The 18,852-nt window shown below is 61.5% G+C and carries 20 protein-coding genes; 15 read left to right on the top strand and 5 right to left on the bottom strand.

Going from position 1 to position 18,852, the window contains the following annotated elements; genetic code table 11:
- Nucleotides 1-55 precede the first annotated feature (55 nt).
- The 6 genes from lysS (at nucleotide 56) to CAF77_RS26200 (ending at nucleotide 5,810) form a co-directional block, all read left to right on the top strand.
- Complete coding sequence (gene lysS, locus CAF77_RS26230) at nucleotides 56-1,555, top strand: lysine--tRNA ligase (RefSeq protein ID WP_011332646.1); 1,500 nt, start codon at nucleotides 56-58, stop codon at nucleotides 1,553-1,555.
- 118 nt (nucleotides 1,556-1,673) lie between these two features.
- Nucleotides 1,674-2,378 carry a TetR/AcrR family transcriptional regulator gene (locus CAF77_RS26225; RefSeq protein ID WP_011332647.1) on the top strand — a complete coding sequence of 235 codons (705 nt, stop codon included), beginning with the start codon at nucleotides 1,674-1,676 and terminating at the stop codon, nucleotides 2,376-2,378.
- A gap of 145 nt (nucleotides 2,379-2,523) precedes the next feature.
- Nucleotides 2,524-3,078 carry a hypothetical protein gene (locus CAF77_RS26215; RefSeq protein WP_085655621.1) on the top strand — a complete coding sequence of 185 codons (555 nt, stop codon included), beginning with the start codon at nucleotides 2,524-2,526 and terminating at the stop codon, nucleotides 3,076-3,078.
- 33 nt (nucleotides 3,079-3,111) lie between these two features.
- Nucleotides 3,112-4,389: a flavohemoglobin expression-modulating QEGLA motif protein gene (locus CAF77_RS26210; protein ID WP_085655620.1), complete on the top strand. Its 1,278-nt coding sequence runs from the start codon at nucleotides 3,112-3,114 to the stop codon at nucleotides 4,387-4,389.
- Nucleotides 4,390-4,569: 180 nt separating this feature from the next.
- A complete protein-coding gene (locus tag CAF77_RS26205) occupies nucleotides 4,570-5,484 on the top strand; it encodes an alpha/beta hydrolase (protein WP_085655619.1) in 915 nt (304 codons plus the stop codon).
- The gene (locus tag CAF77_RS26200; RefSeq protein WP_085655618.1) at nucleotides 5,481-5,810 is read left to right on the top strand and encodes a hypothetical protein; all 330 of its coding nucleotides are present in this window, start codon (nucleotides 5,481-5,483) and stop codon (nucleotides 5,808-5,810) included. The genes CAF77_RS26205 and CAF77_RS26200 overlap by 4 nt, the downstream gene beginning before the upstream one ends.
- 166 nt (nucleotides 5,811-5,976) lie before the next feature.
- Here the strand turns inward: CAF77_RS26200 and CAF77_RS26195 are convergent, their stop codons facing one another.
- From CAF77_RS26195 to CAF77_RS26185, 3 genes are all read right to left on the bottom strand, one after another.
- A complete protein-coding gene (locus CAF77_RS26195; RefSeq protein WP_064378961.1) occupies nucleotides 5,977-6,765 on the bottom strand; it encodes an OmpA family protein in 789 nt (262 codons plus the stop codon).
- 55 nt (nucleotides 6,766-6,820) lie between these two features.
- Nucleotides 6,821-7,225 (bottom strand): DUF4398 domain-containing protein, encoded by a 405-nt coding sequence (locus tag CAF77_RS26190; protein ID WP_064378962.1) that lies wholly within the window; start codon nucleotides 7,223-7,225, stop codon nucleotides 6,821-6,823.
- 367 nt (nucleotides 7,226-7,592) lie between these two features.
- Entirely contained in the window at nucleotides 7,593-7,937 is a 345-nt protein-coding gene (locus CAF77_RS26185) for a hypothetical protein (protein WP_011332654.1), read from the bottom strand.
- Between the two features lie 214 nt (nucleotides 7,938-8,151).
- Between CAF77_RS26185 and ppc the strand changes: the two genes are divergently transcribed.
- The 7 genes from ppc to CAF77_RS26150 all read left to right on the top strand — a co-directional run bounded on the left by ppc (nucleotide 8,152) and on the right by CAF77_RS26150 (nucleotide 15,394).
- The gene (ppc, locus tag CAF77_RS26180; protein WP_085655624.1) at nucleotides 8,152-10,782 is read left to right on the top strand and encodes a phosphoenolpyruvate carboxylase; all 2,631 of its coding nucleotides are present in this window, start codon (nucleotides 8,152-8,154) and stop codon (nucleotides 10,780-10,782) included.
- Between the two features lie 288 nt (nucleotides 10,783-11,070).
- Nucleotides 11,071-11,721, top strand: coding sequence for an adenylate kinase (gene adk / locus CAF77_RS26175; RefSeq protein WP_064378963.1), 651 nt, complete (start codon nucleotides 11,071-11,073; stop codon nucleotides 11,719-11,721).
- A 93-nt stretch (nucleotides 11,722-11,814) separates the two neighbouring features.
- On the top strand, nucleotides 11,815-12,489 hold the full coding sequence (gene tsaB / locus CAF77_RS26170; protein ID WP_007954718.1) for a tRNA (adenosine(37)-N6)-threonylcarbamoyltransferase complex dimerization subunit type 1 TsaB: 675 nt from the start codon (nucleotides 11,815-11,817) through the stop codon (nucleotides 12,487-12,489).
- Between the two features lie 172 nt (nucleotides 12,490-12,661).
- A complete protein-coding gene (locus CAF77_RS26165) occupies nucleotides 12,662-12,970 on the top strand; it encodes a hypothetical protein (protein WP_007954720.1) in 309 nt (102 codons plus the stop codon).
- Nucleotides 12,970-13,830 carry a DUF72 domain-containing protein gene (locus CAF77_RS26160; RefSeq protein WP_064378965.1) on the top strand — a complete coding sequence of 287 codons (861 nt, stop codon included), beginning with the start codon at nucleotides 12,970-12,972 and terminating at the stop codon, nucleotides 13,828-13,830. Before CAF77_RS26165 ends, CAF77_RS26160 begins: the two co-directional genes overlap by 1 nt.
- A gap of 32 nt (nucleotides 13,831-13,862) precedes the next feature.
- A complete protein-coding gene (locus tag CAF77_RS26155; protein WP_085655617.1) occupies nucleotides 13,863-14,699 on the top strand; it encodes an oxaloacetate decarboxylase in 837 nt (278 codons plus the stop codon).
- 2 nt (nucleotides 14,700-14,701) lie between these two features.
- Nucleotides 14,702-15,394 carry an extensin family protein gene (locus CAF77_RS26150; protein WP_085655616.1) on the top strand — a complete coding sequence of 231 codons (693 nt, stop codon included), beginning with the start codon at nucleotides 14,702-14,704 and terminating at the stop codon, nucleotides 15,392-15,394.
- A 4-nt stretch (nucleotides 15,395-15,398) separates the two neighbouring features.
- Here CAF77_RS26150 and CAF77_RS26145 read toward each other — a convergent pair whose 3' ends face one another.
- Nucleotides 15,399-16,013, bottom strand: a complete 615-nt coding sequence (locus tag CAF77_RS26145) for an energy transducer TonB (protein WP_085655615.1) — start codon at nucleotides 16,011-16,013, stop codon at nucleotides 15,399-15,401.
- Nucleotides 16,014-16,106: 93 nt separating this feature from the next.
- Between CAF77_RS26145 and CAF77_RS26140 the strand changes: the two genes are divergently transcribed.
- Nucleotides 16,107-16,889, top strand: a complete 783-nt coding sequence (locus CAF77_RS26140) for a class I SAM-dependent methyltransferase (RefSeq protein ID WP_085655614.1) — start codon at nucleotides 16,107-16,109, stop codon at nucleotides 16,887-16,889.
- Between the two features lie 132 nt (nucleotides 16,890-17,021).
- On the opposite strand, the gene CAF77_RS26135 is transcribed toward CAF77_RS26140, so the two are convergent.
- On the bottom strand, nucleotides 17,022-17,657 hold the full coding sequence (locus CAF77_RS26135) for a TetR/AcrR family transcriptional regulator (protein WP_085655613.1): 636 nt from the start codon (nucleotides 17,655-17,657) through the stop codon (nucleotides 17,022-17,024).
- 94 nt (nucleotides 17,658-17,751) lie between these two features.
- Here CAF77_RS26135 and CAF77_RS26130 point away from each other — a divergent pair, with 94 nt between their 5' ends.
- On the top strand, nucleotides 17,752-18,852 hold the full coding sequence (locus CAF77_RS26130; protein ID WP_085655612.1) for an efflux RND transporter periplasmic adaptor subunit: 1,101 nt from the start codon (nucleotides 17,752-17,754) through the stop codon (nucleotides 18,850-18,852).

The following is an 18,852-nucleotide window of genomic DNA, read 5'->3' as shown; positions in this document are numbered from 1 at the left end:
TCAAGTCCCCCGTCGCCGGCGGGGGCAACGAACCTGTGATGGAAAATTTAAAGACATGAGCGACCAACAACTCGACCAGGCCCTGCAACAGGAAGAAAACTCCCTGATCGCTCTGCGCAAGGAAAAGCTTGCTGCCGAGCGCGCCAAGGGCAACGCCTTCCCGAACGACTTCCGCCGCGACAACTACTGCGATGCGTTGCAGAAACAGTACGCGGACAAGACCAAGGAAGAGCTGGCAGAGGCTGCGATCCCGGTCAAGGTTGCAGGTCGCATCATGCTCAACCGTGGCTCGTTCATGGTGATCCAGGACATGACCGGTCGCATCCAGGTCTACGTCAACCGCAAGACCCTGTCCGAAGAAACCCTGGCCGCGGTGAAAACCTGGGACATGGGCGACATCATCGCCGCCGAAGGCACCCTGGCCCGCTCCGGCAAGGGTGATCTGTACGTCGAGATGACCAGCGTGCGCCTGCTGACCAAATCCCTGCGCCCGCTGCCGGACAAGCACCACGGCCTGACCGACACCGAACAGCGCTACCGTCAGCGCTACGTTGACCTGATCGTCAACGAAGACGTGCGTCAGACCTTCCGCGTGCGTTCGCAAGTGATCGCGCACATCCGCAGCTTCCTGATGAAGCGCGACTTCCTCGAAGTCGAAACGCCGATGCTGCAGACCATTCCCGGCGGCGCCGCAGCCAAGCCGTTCGAAACCCACCACAACGCGCTGGACATGGAAATGTTCCTGCGTATCGCCCCAGAGCTGTACCTCAAGCGTCTGGTGGTTGGCGGCTTCGAAAAAGTGTTCGAGATCAACCGCAACTTCCGTAACGAAGGCGTTTCGACCCGTCACAACCCTGAATTCACCATGTTGGAGTTCTACCAGGCTTACGCCGACTACGAAGACAACATGGATCTGACCGAAGAGCTGTTCCGTGAACTGGCGCAGTTGGTTCTGGGCAGCACTGACGTGCCGTACGGCGACAAGGTGTTCCACTTCGGCGAGCCGTTCGTGCGTCTGTCGGTGTTCGACTCGATCCTCAAGTACAACCCCGAGCTGACTGCCGATGACCTGAATGACATCGACAAGGCGCGCGCTATCGCCAAGAAGGCCGGCGCCAAGGTGCTGGGCTTCGAAGGTCTGGGCAAGCTGCAGGTGATGATTTTCGAAGAGCTGGTCGAGCACAAGCTGGAGCAGCCGCACTTCATCACCCAGTATCCGTTCGAAGTGTCGCCGCTGGCCCGTCGCAACGACGACAACCCGAACGTCACCGACCGCTTCGAGCTGTTCATCGGCGGCCGTGAAATCGCCAACGCCTACTCCGAGCTGAACGACGCGGAAGACCAGGCCGAGCGCTTCATGGCCCAGGTGGCCGACAAGGACGCCGGCGACGACGAAGCCATGCACTACGACGCCGACTTCGTTCGTGCGCTGGAGTACGGCATGCCGCCAACGGCCGGCGAAGGTATCGGCATCGACCGCCTGGTGATGCTGCTGACCAACTCCCCGTCGATCCGCGACGTGATCCTGTTCCCGCACATGCGGCCACAAGCGTAAGTGTTTCAATAAAAAAGCCGCCTGAAATGGGCGGCTTTTTATTGCCTGTCTGGTACAAACGTATCAAATGGTTAATTTTGAAGAAAACAACAGAGGTATGCCTGTCGTGATCGGTGCAATGGCTCAAGAGGGTGCAGCGGGAATCGCCACTGCGGTCGCTGAAAGTGTTCAGTACCAGGGCCGCAAGGCCAGCCGGCAGGGCAGTGAACAGCGTCGACAGGACATTCTCGATGCGGCGATGCGCATTGTCGTGCGCGATGGCGTGCGGGCCGTGCGTCACCGTGCGGTGGCGGCCGAGGCCGGTGTGCCGCTGTCGGCCACCACGTATTACTTCAAGGACATCGATGACCTGCTCACCGATACCTTTGCCCAGTACGTCGAACGCAGTGCGGCCTACATGGCCAAGCTGTGGATCAACAACGAAGGCCTGCTGCGCGAAATGGTGGTCAGCGGCGACGGCAGCCCGGAGTCGCGTTCGCAACTGGCCGACGATATCGCGCGGCTGATGGCCGACTACGTGCACCGGCAACTGGTGAATCGTCGCGAGCATTTGATGGCCGAACAGGCGTTCCGTCAGGAGGCGCTGCTGAACCCGCGTCTGGCGGAACTGGTGCGTTCCCATCAGCAGATTCTGTTGCAGGGCACCTGCCAGTTGTTCCAGGTATTGGGCTCGCGCGAGCCGCAGCAGGATGCCAAGGTGTTGACGGCGATTATCGGACGGATGGAATATCAGGGCCTGCTCAACGACGCCGAGCCTTTGGCCGAAGAGGACATGCTCGGCATTCTGACGCGCTATATGCACCTGGTACTCGCGTCGGTGTAATTCTCGACCCTGATCGTTCCCACGCTCTGCGTGGGAATGCCGCCATGGACGCTCCGCGTCCAATGTGACGCAGAGCGTCACTGTATGCATTCCCACGCGGAGCGTAGGAACGATCAGAAGAAACGGGTGTTCAAGGGAGTGTCGAATGAAAGCCTGGCGTGGCGTGCTGATCGCCTTGTCGTTCCTGCTGCTCAGCGGATGTCTGGTGACCTTCCGCGAGCCGCTGCCCGCCAGTGAACCGGCACCCAAGGGCCTGCTCGGCCGATGGTCGAGCACCAATGCCTGGGGCGAGCCGATGAATCTGGAGCTGACGCGTCTGGGCAATGATCGCTATCAGGCCGTTGCGTATTTCAAAGCCAAACCCCGGGAGCGTGAAGCCTATCCGTTTACGGTGTCGCGTCACGGCAACCGCTGGTACCTCTCGGCGAAGGTGCCGGCGCAATACGGCGGGCACTTCACCATCGCCGGCTTCGAGATCACCGACAAACGTGAACTGGTGATTTACAACCTCGACCTCGAACAGATCAACCAGGCCATCGCCCAGAAAACCCTCGACGGCCAGGGTTTCCAGACCGATGACGGCGAGGGTGTGCAGGTCGACAGCCCGCTTGAAAAGGTCTTTGCTTACCTCGACGACCCGGCCAATTCCGACGTTTTCGTCGAAGCGGCGCGCTATCAGCATCAGGCCAAGGCCAAATAATTCAGTTCGTCACATTTTCTACAGGAGTTTCGGGTGGACGATTACCAGCAGACGATACGCATTCTGTCCGATCGCATAGTGCTGGCACAGACGCCGATCCGCGTGCTCGACGCGGTCAAGTGGGACGAGAACATCCGCAAGGGCTTCCTCAAGGCCAAGGGCAAGGAATTGCCGGCGGTGGATCGCGATTACTACCTCAACCGGCCGCTGTCCTTCGATTCGAGCAAGGTCAAGCTGGAATTCCAGAACATCGAACGGGACATCACCCGTCAACTCGGCCAGTTCAATCCGGTCGGCCAGATCATGCGTCGCATGTGCAAGGAATACCGGATGGTGGTGCGCATGCTCGAAGCGCGCGGCACCGAGGATTTCGGCCTGATTTCCCAGGAACTGTACGGCGCCGCGTCCGACGCGTTCCATGCCGGTGACCCGACCCTGGCCGACCTCGGCCTGATGATGTCGGATTACCTGAACAACATCGACGGCCGTGGCGATCTGAAGGACGAACCGAAGACCCTTACCGCCAAGGACGCCGTTCACCTGCTGCAAACCCGCCTGAACAAAGTGTTCGGCGAGGCCGAGGAAACCATCCGCGTGTTCGAGTCCGACGGCATCGTCGCCGACGCGGCGGCGGGTGCCGACTACATCAAGATTCGCACCGATGCGATGTTCAACGACCGCGACGTGCGCGCGCTGGAAGTCCACGAAGGCCTGGTGCACGTCGGCACCACCCTCAACGGCTTGAACCAGCCGATCTGCACCTTCCTGTCCAAGGGCCCGCCCTCGTCGACGGTGACTCAGGAAGGTCTGGCGATCCTGATGGAAATCATCACCTTCGCCTCCTACCCCAGCCGTCTGCGCAAACTGACCAACCGCACCCGCGCCATTCACATGGTCGAGGAGGGCGCGGACTTTCTGCAGGTCTTCGAGTTCTTCCGCGAGCAGGGCTTCGAGATGGCGGAAAGCTACGGCAACGCCAGTCGCGTTTTCCGTGGATCGACGCCGACCGGTCTGCCATTCACCAAAGACTTGTCCTACCTCAAGGGCTTTATCATGGTTTACAACTACATTCAGTTGGCCGTGCGCAAGGGCAAGCTCGAGCAGATCCCGCTGTTGTTCTGCGGCAAGACTACGCTGGAGGACATGCGAACCTTGCGTCAGCTGGTGGACGAAGGCCTGGTGGTGCCGCCCAAGTACCTGCCGGACCAGTTCCGTGACATGAACGCGCTGTCGGCGTGGATGTGCTTCTCCAACTTCCTCAATCACTTGAGCCTGGACCGGATCGAGGCGGATTACTCCAACATCCTGTAACCACAACGATTGATCGTTCCCACGTTGATCGTTCCCACGCTCTGCGTGGGAATGCATCCCGTGACGCTCTGCGTCACAGTGGACGCGGAGCGTCCATGGCGGCATTCCCACGCGGACGGTTCGACGCCTCGACGTGGGAACGATCTAATTCCAACTCGAAATTTTGCGAGGTTTCACCGGATGAGAATCCTCGGCATCCTTTGCCTGCTCCTGACCCTCGGCGGTTGCAGCTCCTTGCTGTTCTATCCCGAGCCGGGTCAGATCTTCACGCCGGAAAAGGCCAAACTCGAATACCGCACCGTCACCCTGACCACCGCCGACGGCCTCAAGCTGAATGCCTGGTGGCTGCCTGCCAAGTCCGGTGTCGAGGTCAAGGGCACGGTGCTGCACCTGCACGGCAACGGCGGCAATTTGCCGATGCACCTGGGCGGGAGCTGGTGGCTGCCGAAGAACGGCTATCAAGTGCTGCTGGTGGACTATCGCGGTTACGGCCTGTCCGAGGGCGAACCAAGTCTGCCGGCGATCTATCAGGACATCGATGCCGCCTTCGCCTGGCTGGACAAGGCGCCTGAGGTCAAAGGCAAACCGCTGGTGCTGCTGGGCCAAAGCCTCGGCGGGGCGATGGCCGTGCACTGGCTGGTGCAACATCCGCAAAGACAGAAGCAGCTCAAGGCCCTGGTGCTCGACGGCGTGCCCGCCAGTTACCGCAGCGTCGGCCAATACGCCCTCAGCACCTCGTGGCTGACGTGGCCGTTTCAGGTGCCGTTGTCGTGGCTGGTGCCGGATGGCGACAGTGCGATCAACGCCATGCCGCAGCTCAACGGCGTGCCGAAACTGATCTTCCACAGCCTCGACGATCCGCTGGTGCCGCTTTCCAACGGCATCCGTCTGTATCAAGCTGCGCCGCCACCACGTGTGCTGCAACTGACTCGGGGCGGGCATGTGCAGACCTTCGGCGATCCGGTCTGGCGTCAGGTGATGCTGCGTTACCTCGACGATCCCGAACACTTCAACGGCCTGCGCCGCCTCGGCGAGATCCCGAATTATCCAACACCCCCGAATTCTGAAGACGAACCACCAGAGAGTCCGCAATGAGTGAAGAACGCAACGCCATCCCGCTGATCATCACCGGTATCTGCAGCATCCTCGGCACCGTCGGCGCCCTGTGGTACTACGGCTACCTGCACTTCGCCAAACCCGAGGATGCGTTGCTGCTCAACGAATTCACCATGCTCAAGACCGTTCCCGGCGAAGACTACAAGGTCTCGCTGACGCCGGCGCCGCAAGTGGCGCAATGCATCGATGGCGTGCTGGTGCTGTTCGACACCGAACAGAAAGGCCTGACCGGAGTGCTGATCAATGCACAGAAAAAAGCCGTGCGCTGCATGGGCGAAGAGACCCCGCAGAAGCTTGAGCAATAATTCAGTTTCATGTGGGAGCGAGCTTGCTCGCGATCGCGGTGGATCAGTCAAATAATTGCTGACTGAAAGGACGCTATCGCGAGCAAGCTCGCTCCCACAGAGTTCCAGTCAAACAAAAGCCCCGCCTGATCAAGTCAGGCGGGGCTTGTTCGTTACCGCGTAACGCTTAGTTCGAGCTGACAGCCGAACGTGGCATCACTGGTTGGTTGTCGTTGGAAATGGTCACTTCCACCCGACGGTTCATCGCACGGCCCGACACGCTGCCGTTATCCGCAACCGGGTATTCCTTGCCATAGCCCTGCACCACGATGCGCGAAGGGTCTACACCCATCTTGATCAGCGCAACCTGCACCGATGTTGCGCGACGCTCGGACAGCGACTGGTTGTAGCTCGCCGAGCCGGTGCTGTCGGTATAGCCTTCGACGATCACTTTGCGATCCGGGTTTTCCTGGAGGAACTGCGCCAGTTTGTTGATGTTCACCAGACCGCTGGATTTCAGGTCGGCCTTGTTGGTGGCGAACAGCACGTCACCGAAAGTCACCAGCGTACCGCGATCGGTCTGCTTGGCGTTGAGGCTGTCCTGCAGCTGCTTGATCTGCTGATCGCGGGCATCCAGACGGGCCTGGGCACGTTGGGCGGCGGCGTTCTTCAGGTTGTTTTCAGCGGTGCGCAGGGCGATGGTCTGCTTGGCCACTTCCACGCGCTGGTTGGTCAGATAGGCCAGTTGGTCGACCTTGTGCTGGTCTTCCTTGTCCAGATAAGCCTTGTCGGCTTTGTCCAGGTAATCACTGGCGTCCTTGGTTTCCAGTGCCGCGACTTTGCTCGCCTGCGGGTTGGCCTGCAGGCCGGCGTAGTTGGTGCGTGCCTGTTCCAGATTCGGGTTAGGCGGCGTCGAGCAGGCAGCCAGGGCAACGCTTGCGGCCAGAAGAGCGGGGATCATCAGTTGTTTACGCATAATCGTTCGTCCTTTCTATCGATAAGAGTTTCAGCCTTGCGGTCGGGATGCGCGCTTACTGCACAGTGCGCTGACTTTCCTGACGCAGTTCCTGAACACCTTTCTGGGAATCCTTCACCGCTTGTTCGGCTTTCATCGCCTGAGCCTTGCGTTCGGCGACGCGCGCGTCCCACTCGGCCTGTTCGGCGAGGATGCGGGCTTCGTCATACTTTTTGTCGTGCATGGCGATTTCGGCTTGTTTGAGCTTGTCCTGTGCCTGCTTCATTTCCACGGCGGCAAACTCGGTACCGCCGGCGCTGACCGCGCTGTTGACCGCCGATTGAGTCACGGCGTACTGCTCGGTCGGTGGATTGCCGGCGCAGCCGGCCAGTACGAAGCTGGTGCCGATGGCCAGAGCGGCCAGTTTCAGACCGCGCAGGTGGGAGAACGAGGTTTGGGTCTTCATGGTCTTCAACTCCATTGGTTAACTCCTTGGAAGCTTCGAAATCCATCCTGGTCGAGGAGTGACAACCGTCATGTGTCAGCGCGTTTTGAAACGCTCGTTCCAGGCGTGGTTACCTGTTCCGACCGAAGGCTTTTTTCAAAAGTTCAGAAAAGATGGCTCATCGCCAAAAAATATTCTGACCGAACGGACAAGGCTCTAAAACGGGAACTTTGGCGGGGGAGAGTGGTACGCGCGGGCGAAAAATGGCGTAAGAGCAGAGGAAAAATACAGACCCTGCGGGAGCTGGCTTGCCAGCGATGAGGCCATCAAATTCAACACATCTGTGACTGAACTGACGCCATCGCGGGCAAGTCCACGCCCACCGTTTTGAGGTGTTCCGGAATCAGTGTTTTTGCTTGCCGGCAGCGGCCGACAGATCGTGCAGATGACGCCGCGACAGGGCGAGAAAACGCGGCGTCGGGCCGACATCCTCATACAGCGGATCGCCTTCCTCGTCGGTGGCGACCACGGTCGAACCTTTCACATACGGCAGGCTCGCTTCGAACTCTTCGAGGGCGGCGCCGATCAGCTCGCCGAGCAGTTCTTCGGCGTGGCGTTTGGGGTACATCTCGGCGATTGCCGCCAGCCGAGCGGCAGCTTCCACATCCAGATGAATCGTGTAGCCGGTATCGGTCAGGCGACCCTTGGCGGTTTCTTCCCAATGCTGGGCGAGTTCACGGATTTTCATAAGAACCTCATGTCGCACCTGCTCATGGCAGGTCTTGGTGAGTGTCCGGCGTCTGCCGGCGGCAAGCCGTTGTGCGGCTTACTCTTGAGACTAGCTGCAACCCTCAAGGTTTAAAGTCCCTTCGTCGTCTGCTTGTAAGAAGCGTTCCAGAGCGGCACTCTCTGTTCATCCACTCACTTGCGATCCGTCACCGATTACTGCTGGAGAGATGCTGATGACCGATATTGATGCACGCTTGCGCGAAGACGTTCACCTGCTCGGTGAGCTGTTGGGCAACACCATTCGTGACCAGTACGGCGAGGCGTTTCTCGACAAGATCGAGCAGATCCGCAAGGGCGCCAAGGCCGACCGGCGCGGCTCGATGGACGCCGAACTCAGCGCCAGCCTCAATCAATTGAGCGAAGACGAATTGTTGCCGGTGGCGCGGGCCTTCAACCAGTTTCTCAACCTGGCGAACATCGCCGAGCAGTACCAGCTCATCCATCGCCGCGAAGAGACCCAGGCCGCGCCGTTCGAGTCCCGCGTGTTGCCGGAATTGCTCGCCCGCCTGCGCAACGAAGGGCACAGCGCCGAATCCCTGGCCCGGCAACTGGCGCGGCTGGAAATCGAACTGGTGCTCACCGCGCACCCGACCGAAGTGGCTCGGCGCACGCTGATCCAGAAGTACGACGCGATCGCCGCGCAACTGGCGGCCCAGGATCACCGTGACCTGACCACGGCCGAACGCGAACAGATCCACATCACCCTGCAACGTTTGATCGCCGAAGCCTGGCACACCGAAGAAATCCGCCGCACCCGGCCGACTCCGGTGGACGAGGCCAAGTGGGGTTTTGCGGTAATCGAACACTCGCTGTGGCAGGCGATTCCCAACCATATGCGCAAGGCTGATCAGGCGCTGTTTACGGCCACTGGACTGCGTTTGCCGCTGGAAGCTGCGCCGATCCGCTTCGCTTCGTGGATGGGCGGCGACCGTGACGGTAACCCGAACGTAACCGCTGCCGTGACCCGCGAAGTGCTGTTGCTGGCGCGTTGGATGGCGGCGGATCTGTACCTGCGTGATGTCGATCACCTGGCCGCCGAACTGTCGATGCAGCAGGCCAGCGACGCGCTCAAGGCCCGGGCCGGCGACAGTGCCGAGCCGTATCGGGCGGTGCTCAAGCAATTGCGTGAACGCCTGCGCGCCACGCGCAACTGGGCCCATGCATCGCTGACCGCGACCACGCCGGCCCCGGCCGATGTGCTGCACAACAACCGTGACCTGCTCGATCCGCTGGAACTGTGTTTCAACTCGCTGCACGAATGCGGCATGGGCGTGATCGCCGACGGGCCGTTGCTCGATTGCCTGCGCCGGGCCGTGACCTTCGGCCTGTTTCTGGTGCGCCTCGATGTGCGTCAGGACTCGTCCCGTCACAGCGCGGCCATGACCGAAATCACCGATTACCTCGGCCTCGGCAAATACGAAGAGTGGGACGAAGAACAGCGCATCAGCTTCCTGACTCGCGAACTGCAAAACCGTCGGCCGTTGCTGCCGGCGCATTTCAAACCCTCGGCCGATACCGCCGAAGTGCTCGCCACCTGCAAGGAAGTCGCCGCCGCGCCGGGCGCTTCGCTGGGCTCCTACGTGATCTCCATGGCCGGTGCCGCTTCCGATGTGCTGGCGGTGCAACTGCTGCTCAAGGAGTCCGGCGTACTGCGGCCGATGCGCGTGGTGCCGCTGTTCGAAACCCTCGCCGACCTCGACAACGCCGGCCCGGTGATCGAGCGCCTGTTGCTGCTGCCGGGTTACCGCGCGCGGCTGCAAGGCCCGCAGGAAGTGATGATCGGCTATTCCGACTCGGCCAAGGACGCCGGCACCACTGCGGCAGCCTGGGCGCAGTACCGGGCGCAGGAGCGGCTGGTGGAAATCTGTCGTGAGCAGCAAGTCGAACTGCTGCTGTTTCACGGTCGCGGTGGCACCGTGGGCCGTGGCGGCGGCCCGGCGCACGCGGCGATTCTGTCGCAGCCGCCGGGTTCGGTGGGCGGACGTTTCCGCACCACCGAGCAGGGGGAAATGATTCGATTCAAATTCGGCCTGCCGGACATCGCCGAGCAAAACCTCAATCTGTATCTGGCCGCCGTGCTCGAAGCGACCCTGTTGCCTCCGCCGCCACCAACCCCCGAATGGCGGCATCTGATGGACGAGCTGGCCGCTGACGGCGTCGCGGCCTACCGTGCGGTGGTGCGGGAAAATCCGCAATTCGTCGAGTATTTCCGCCAGTCGACCCCCGAGCAGGAGTTGGGGCGTTTGCCATTGGGCAGCCGTCCGGCCAAGCGCCGTGCCGGTGGCATCGAAAGTCTGCGGGCGATTCCATGGATCTTCGGCTGGACCCAGACTCGCCTGATGCTGCCGGCCTGGCTCGGCTGGGAAACCGCGTTGAGCAAGGCGCTGGAGCGCGGCGAAGGTGAATTGCTGGGCCAGATGCGTGAGCAGTGGCCGTTCTTCCGCACGCGCATCGACATGCTGGAGATGGTGCTGGCAAAGGCCGACGCCGACATTGCGCTGTCCTACGACGAACGATTGGTGGCGCCGGACTTGCTGCCTTTGGGTGCGCACTTACGCGACCTATTGTCGCAGGCGTGTTCCGTCGTCCTCGGCCTGACCGGCCAGTCGCAGCTACTGGCACATAGCCCGGACACCCTGGAATTCATCCGCCTGCGCAACACCTACCTCGACCCGCTGCATCTATTGCAGGCCGAGTTGCTGGCGCGTTCGCGGCGACAGAATGTCGAGCAGGGCAGCCCGGTGGAACAGGCGTTGCTGGTGTCTGTGGCGGGGATTGCCGCCGGTTTGCGAAATACCGGCTAAGGTTTTCTGCGTGGGGCGGGGCACCCGGGGCGAGCCTCGGGTGCCGTTTATTGGCCGTGGGAAAAATGCGGTCAGGCGACAGTTAATGATGGGGTTGCGACTTGGGGAACCGCGTCGCAAGGTCGCGGCGGGCGCCGGTTTCTCCGACTTTTGGCGTCTTGTGTGGGCGCAGCCTGCTGTGTATCTTGATCAGCCTTTGGCCGTTTGGGCGGCCACGACCCGTTTTATGAGATTGGCCCCACGAGGCGAATCCGTTGTTTTTTATATAAAAAATTGAGGAGCACATCGATGCGCGTCATTCTGCTGGGAGCTCCCGGGGCCGGTAAAGGTACTCAGGCTAAGTTCATCACCGAGAAATTCGGCATTCCGCAAATTTCCACCGGCGACATGCTGCGTGCTGCGGTCAAGGCCGGCACCGAGCTGGGCATCAAGGCCAAGAGCATCATGGATGCCGGCGGCCTGGTGTCGGATGACCTGATCATCGCGCTGGTCAAGGACCGTATCGCTCAAGCCGATTGCGCCAAGGGTTTCCTGTTCGATGGCTTCCCGCGCACCATTCCTCAGGCTGAAGCGCTGGTGACTGCCGGTGTCGAGCTGGACGCCGTGGTCGAAATCGCCGTTGAAGACGAAGAAATCGTTCAGCGTATCGCCGGTCGTCGCGTTCACGAGGCCAGCGGCCGCGTTTACCACATCGTCTACAACCCGCCGAAACTGGCCGGCAAAGACGACATCACCGGCGAAGAGCTGGTACAGCGCAAGGACGACACCGAAGAAACCGTGCGTCATCGCCTGTCGGTCTACCACTCGCAGACCAAGCCGCTGGTGGAGTTCTACCAGAACCTGTCCGCCAGGAACGGTGGCAAGCCGAAGTACAGCCATATCCCAGGCGTCGGTTCGGTTGAAGCGATCACCGCCAAGGTGCTTGAAGCCCTGAGCTGAAAAACCTGATCCGCTGCATCATCCACGGCCCGCTTGCGGGCCGTAGTTGTTTATACTGGCGCACTTTTCCCCACCTGATTTACGGACACATCGATGAGCACCTTGCTGGCCCTGGACACCGCGACTGAAGCTTGCTCCGTTGCCTTGCTGCATGACGGCAAGGTCACGAGCCATTACGAGGTGATCCCGCGCCTGCATGCGCAGAAACTGCTGCCGATGATCCAGCAACTGCTGGCCGACGCCGGCACCACCCTGCAAGCGGTGGATGCCATCGCCTTCGGCCGTGGGCCGGGCGCTTTCACTGGCGTGCGGATTGCGATTGGCGTGGTGCAAGGCCTGGCCTTTGCGCTGGATCGCCCGGTATTGCCGGTGTCGAACCTGGCCGTGCTGGCGCAACGGGCTTATCGCGAGCACGGCGTGAGCCAGGTCGCGGCCGCCATCGATGCGCGCATGGATGAGGTGTATTGGGGCTGCTACCGCGAGACGGCCGGCGAGATGCGTCTGGTCGGCGCCGAGGCGGTGCTGCCGCCGGAAGTCGCCGCATTGCCGGACGATGCCTCGGGCGACTGGTTCGGTGCCGGTACTGGCTGGGGTTATGGCGAACGCATCGCTGTAAACCTGAGCGGGTCCGATGCGGGTATGCTGCCCCACGCCGAAGACCTGCTGACCCTGGCGCGCTTTGCCTGGGAGCGCGGCGAAGCGATTCCGGCAGACGACGCCCAGCCGGTTTATCTGCGCGACAAAGTGGCCACCCCGAAAGCCCGCTGAGGCCATTCACCCTGTGGCATTCGCCGCAGGGTCCCACCCGATCTGCCAATCGTCCGTTTCTAACCCCGCGCTTTAAACCTTTTGTCTTTTATGTGTTCTAGTTATCACTCGGCGATTTGCTAAGTCGGTCAGGTGCCGCTAAATTGCCATCATCGATACCGAGCATGACTTTATGCGTATAGACGGCGTTTCCACTCATTCCTACCCCATCAAGCGCAAGCCTCGCAAAGGCAATCCGGCGCTGGATGAGTCCGTCGACGATATCGACGGCGAGCTGGAATTCCCGACCGAAGAGCAACTGGCTGCCCGTGCCGCCAAAGCCACCGCCCAACGCCTGAGCAATCTGCCAGCCCGTCAACAAGACATGATTTATCACCGCGCGATGAAGAAAAGCGTGGCCATGGCCCTGGCCAGCTACCTGAGCACCGCCGGTTTTGTCGATTGGGATGCCGACGTGCTGGGCCTCGATCTGTACATCTGATGGATCTGCCTTACTACCTCGGTTGCCCGTCCTGGAGCGAAAACGCCTGGCGCGAGTACCTGTATCCGGTAGACGCCAAGACCTCCGATTTCCTCGGACTCTATTCGCAAGTGTTCAACGCCGTGGAAGGCAACACGACCTTCTACGCCAGTCCGTCGCCGGCCACCGTGCAGCGTTGGGCCGAGGTCATGCCGGAACACTTTCGCTTCACCGCCAAGTTCCCCGGTGACATCAGCCACAGCGGCGACTTGCGCGATCAACTGACTGCCGCCGAAACCTTCCTCCAGTTACTCAAACCGCTGGGTGAGCGTGTCTCGCCAATGTGGCTGCAACTGTCGAAAAGCTTCACGCCACACCGCTTGCCGGAGCTTTCTGCGTTCATCGATGCGTTGGATTGTCCGCTGGCGGTGGAAGTGCGCCACGAACAATTCTTCGCCAAGGGCGAGAGTGAGCGACTGCTCAATCGGCTGCTGCTGGATCGCGGCGTGGAGCGTATCTGTCTTGATCCCCGCGCGTTGTTCAGTTGCCTGTCCACCGAATCGTCGGTGATCCACGCCCAATCGAAAAAGCCCCGCGTACCGACGCGTCCGGCAGCGTTCACTCAATTCCCGCAGGTGCGCTTCATTGGCCATCCGGAGCTGGAGGCCAACGATCCGTTTCTGGTGCCGTGGGTGGCGAAAATCGCCGAGTGGATCGAAGAGGGGCGCACGCCGTACATCTTCCTGCACACCGCCGACAACATTCTGGCGGCGAAGCTGGCGCAACGTTTTCACGCACAACTGATGCAACGTTTGCCTGGCCTGCGACCTTTGCCTGAGCTATACAGAGAACCCGCCGCCGAGCAACTTGGCCTGCTCTGAGGCGGATTTCTTTCCTGCCCAGGAGCCTGCCGATGGACGCCCAAGCCCGTCAACAACAAACCCGTAAAGCCGAAGCCTTCAAGGTCCTGCACGAGCGCCCCGGGATTTTCGTGATTCCCAATCCGTGGGATGCCGGTTCCGCCAGGATGCTCGCCAGTCTCGGCTATCAGGCGCTGGCGACCACCAGCGCCGGCTATGCGTTTTCCCAAGGCAAGCCCGATGGCGGCCTGAGTCTCGACGATACCCTGGCCAATGTCCGGGCGATTGTTGCGGCCACCGATCTGCCGGTGGCGGTGGATCTGGAAAACGGTTTCGCCGATGCCCCGGCCGAATCGGCGCAGAGTCTGATCCGCGCCGCCGAGGCGGGCGCTGTGGGCGGCTCGATCGAAGATGCCACCGGCCGGGAAGACTCACCGATCTACTGTTTCGAACACGCGGTGGCGAGGATCGAGGCCGCCGTCGCTGCCGTGCGCAGCTTGCCGTTTCCCTTCACCCTGACGGCCCGTGCGGAAAACTATCTGCACGGCAATCCCGATCTCAACGACACCATCCGCCGTCTGCAGGCCTTTGCCGAAGCCGGCGCCGACGTGCTGTACGCGCCGGGCCTGCGCACCGCCGAAGAAGTCCTGGCGGTGGTGCGCGCGGTGGCGCCGAAACCGGTCAATGTGTTGATGTCCGGCGGCTTGAAACTGACCGTGCAGCAGTTGGAAGAAATGGGCGTGAAGCGCATCAGCACCGGTTCGGCGCTGGCCCTGGCGGCGTTCGGCGAGTTTTTCCGCGCGGCGGAAGAAATCCAGCAATCCGGCACGTTCACCTTCACTTCCCGCTCGATGCCGTACGCCAAGGCCAATCAATTCTTCAAGGGATGAGCATGGGGCGCTGGCTGCTGTTGGCAGGGCTGCTGATCATCGGTGGCGGCCTGATCGGCGTCTGGCGCGGCTGGCTCGATGTGCCGCCGCGGTGGAATCCGTGGGCGCCGCTGGACGTGCAGGCGACGCCCAACTGGCTCACAGGCTATAAGTTGATGCGTCTGCGCAGCGATCCGCTCTTGTGCGAGCAGGCATTGGGCAGCTCCGGCCTGCGGGTTTCGCCACAGGCCGACAGCCCCGATGCCAAATGCCCGCTGAAGGGTGCTTTGCGCGTGCAGGGCGGCGGGGTGGGGCTCAGCAGCAGCTTTCTCGCCAGTTGCCCGTTGGCCGTGGCGTTTGCGATGTTCGAGCGCCATACGCTGCAACCGGCGGCGCAGCAGGCCTACGGCCAGACTGTGGCGCGGGTCGATCACCTCGGCAGCTTCGCCTGCCGCAACGTCTACAACCGCCAGAACGGCGCGCTCAGTCGCCACGCCAGCGCCGATGCGCTGGACATTGCCGGCTTCCGTCTGGCGGATGGTCGCGCGATCAGCGTACTCAAGGACTGGCCGAAGCAAAATCAGGACGCGCAGTTTCTACGTCAGGTGCGCGATGGTGCCTGCGAGGCGTTCAGTGTGGTGTTGAGTCCGGATTACAACGCCGCCCATCGCAACCACTTTCATGTCGATGTCGGACGCTGGAGCGTGTGTCGCTGAGAAATCAGGCGGCGATGCGCAGGTTCTGCTGAACGATCGGGCGCACCCAGCCGTTATCGAAGTCCAGGGCTTTCTGCTGCTCGACGATGGCTTCCGGCGGGAACGGCGGGTAAGGCTGCAGCAGATCCAGATCGAATTCGGCAATCGGCAGGTACAGCGGTTTTTTCTGCGGGGCAGGGCCCGGCTCCGGAATCGGCTGACCGTTGTTGATCACGATCGGGCGAACCCAGCTGCTGTCGAATTCCTGCTGTTTTTGCTGAGTCTTGATGGCTTCCGGCGGGAATGGAGGGTACGGCTCGGCCAGTGTCATGTCGATTTCGGCGATCGGCAGGAACAGCGGCTCCGGCGGACGCACCTGGGTTTCCACCACATCGCATTCGCGCTGGCTGATGATGTGCGCGTGCAGTTCACTGCCGACGGTCGGTTCTTCAGGGCTTTCCAGATCAACCGGCGGGAAAGTGCCGCAGGCCGGCACCACATCACTCGATTGTTCGGCCAGTGCCTGGGCAAAGAAATCCTGCCACAGGTGGCTGACGCCGCCCAATGCTTGAGTGTTATGACGGCTGAAGTCGCCTGTGGGCGAAATGTAGCCAATCGATGTGGGAAGAATGCCTGACATTTTTTTCGGTTGACGCTCAGCTCTGGCAAAATGCGCGTTGATTGGGTTATCGGCGGTTTTTGCCGATCCTTAACTTTTTTGAGCGTGTTTTCCATGATTGAGCAACCCGCGGCCTGCCGCATCCATGTCGAGGCCCTCGGCCCGACGTTCGAAGCGCAGGCCGAGCAGTGGGCGCAGCGCCTGAGCCTGCCGTTGCAGGTGGCTGAGGGCGAGTTTGCCCTGCAGGTCGGCGAGCAGGGTTTGCAGCTGCAACAACTGGGGGCGGATGCACCGGGCCCGGTGCGGGTCGATTTCGTCGAGGGCGGCGCGGCCCATCGCCGGTTGTACGGTGGTGGAAGCGGGCAGATGATCGCCAAGGCGGTCGGCATCGCCCAGGGCGTGCGTCCTCGGGTGCTGGATGCCACGGCGGGACTCGGGAAAGATGCGTTCGTACTGGCCAGTCTTGGCTGCGAGATGAGCCTGATCGAGCGCCAGCCATTGATCGGCGCCTTGCTGGAGGATGGTCTGGCCCGTGCGGCGGAAGACTTCGAGGTGGCGCCGATCGTGGCGCGGATGAAGCTGCTCAAGGGCAACTCCATCGAGGTGATGCGCAATTGGGAGGGCGAGCCGCCGCAGGTGATCTACCTCGACCCGATGTTCCCGCATCGTGAGAAAACCGCACTGGTGAAGAAGGAAATGCGTCTGTTCCGCCCGTTGGTGGGCGATGATCCGGATGCGCCGGCCTTGCTGGAAGCGGCGTTGGCACTGGCCACCCACCGGGTGGTGGTCAAGCGCCCGCGCAAGGCGCCGTGCATCGAAGGGCCGAAGCCGAGTCATGCGCTGGACGGCAAATCCAGCCGTTACGACATCTACCCGAAGAAAGCGCTCAAGGCCTGAGACCTGGTTGTCACCAATCGCTGGCAAGCCAGCTCCCACAGGTTCAGTAGTGTGCACACAATCAGTGATCACACTTCGATCCCTGTGGGAGCAGGCTTGCCAGCGATAGCGTCAGGACAGACACCGCAGAAACTAGGGGCGAAAGGCCCGCATGAACAGCCCGACCACTTCCTGTACATGACTTTCCGCCGCCTCGCCGGTCAGCGGCTCACCGCAGCCGTACAACAGACGGAAATTCCCGGCGCCCTTGATCAGGCAAAAGAAGTGCTCGGCGGCGTTGTGCGGGTTGTCGATGCTCAGCACGCCGGTTTCGTGAATCCGCCGCAGCAATCGTTCCATGCCTTGCACCATGCGCTGGGGGCCGGCCTCGAAGAAGATCAGTGACAGATTGGGATCCTGACTGCCCAGCGCCATGATCAGACGATGCAGGTTCACCGATTCCTCACTGTTGATGAGGTGGTGAAAGCCTCGCGCAATGTTCAGCAACACATTTTCCACCGCAATGCCGTCCGGCAATTCGAAGAACAGTGGCGGCAATTGCTCCTCGCATTTGGCCACCACGGCGGCAGAGAACAGCGTCTCCTTGTCGTTGAAATGGCTGTACACCGTCAGCTTTGACACCCCGGCCTCGGCGGCCACCGCGTCCATGCTGGTGTTGGCATAGCCATGACTCAGAAACAGGATTTTCGCCGCCTCGAGAATCGCCTGACGTTTGGCCGGATCCTTCGGTCGGCCGGGGCCGTTTGGAGTGGACAGATTGTTCGACATTCTTCGCTTTTAATACTGGACTGGTGAGTTTGCTATTAATAACATACCGGCCAGTATAATTATTCCAAGCCTCCTTAGCGAAAGGTCCTTCACCATGTTCCGCCATGCGTTGTCCTTTGCGGTGCCAGTCAGTCTGGCGTTTTTGTTGTCGGCATGTGGCAAGGAAGAGGTGACGCCAGTCAGCGTGCGACCGGCCATGGTGGTGCAGCCAGAGCCTTCGGCGCAGGCGATGGAAAGTTATCCGGGCGAGGTTCGCGCCCGCTACGAACCGGATCTGGCGTTCCGCATCGGCGGCAAAGTCAGCCGACGACTGGTCGAGGAAGGCCAGCGCGTGAAGGCCGATCAACCGCTCGCCGAACTCGATCCGCAGGATGTGCGCCTGCAACTGGAAGCCACCCGGGCCCAGGTCGCGGCCGCCGAAGCCAACCTGAACCTGGTACGCGCCGAGCGTGACCGCTACAAGACCCTGATGGAACGGCAGATGGTCAGCCGCTCGGCCTACGACAATGCCGAAAATCTCTACCGCTCCGGCGAAGCCCGCCTCAAACAGATCAAAGCCGAATTCAACGTCTCGACCAATCAGGCCAGTTACGCCGTGCTGCGCGCGCCCCAGGATGGCGTGGTGGCCAAGCGTTCGGTGGAAGTCGGGCAGGTGGTCGCCGCCGGGCAGACCGTTTTCACCCTCGCCACTGACGGCGAACGGGAAGTGCTGATCAGCCTGCCGGAGCAGAGCTTCGGCCGCTTCAAGGTCGGCCAGCCGGTTTCGGTGGAGCTGTGGACGCAACAGAACCAGCGCTTCGCCGGGCAGATCCGCGAGCTGTCGCCGGCCGCGGATCCGAAATCCCGTACCTTCGCCGCACGCATTTCATTCACCGCCGGCAAGGTTCCGGCAGAACTGGGCCAGAGCGCCCGCGTCTTCGTGCAGACCACCGATGTCATCCCGCTGTCGGTGCCGCTTTCGGCGCTGACCGCCGAAAACGGCGCGACTTACGTCTGGGTCGTCAGCGCCAACAACACCCTGAAAAAGACCCCGGTGCGCACCGGCCCGTTCGGTGAGAAAACCGTGCCGGTGCTCGAAGGCCTGAACGCCAGCGACTGGGTGGTCGCCGCTGGCGTGCATGTGCTGCTGGAAGGGCAGCAAGTGCGTCCGGTGGATCGCTCCAACCGCGTGGTCAATCTGGCGGACAAGGAGTAA

Source organism: Pseudomonas sp. R15(2017), from assembly GCF_002112685.1.
Taxonomy (GTDB): domain Bacteria; phylum Pseudomonadota; class Gammaproteobacteria; order Pseudomonadales; family Pseudomonadaceae; genus Aquipseudomonas; species Aquipseudomonas glycinae.
Note: the sequence above shows the minus strand (reverse complement) of the source record. Positions and strands in the feature narration are given on the sequence as shown.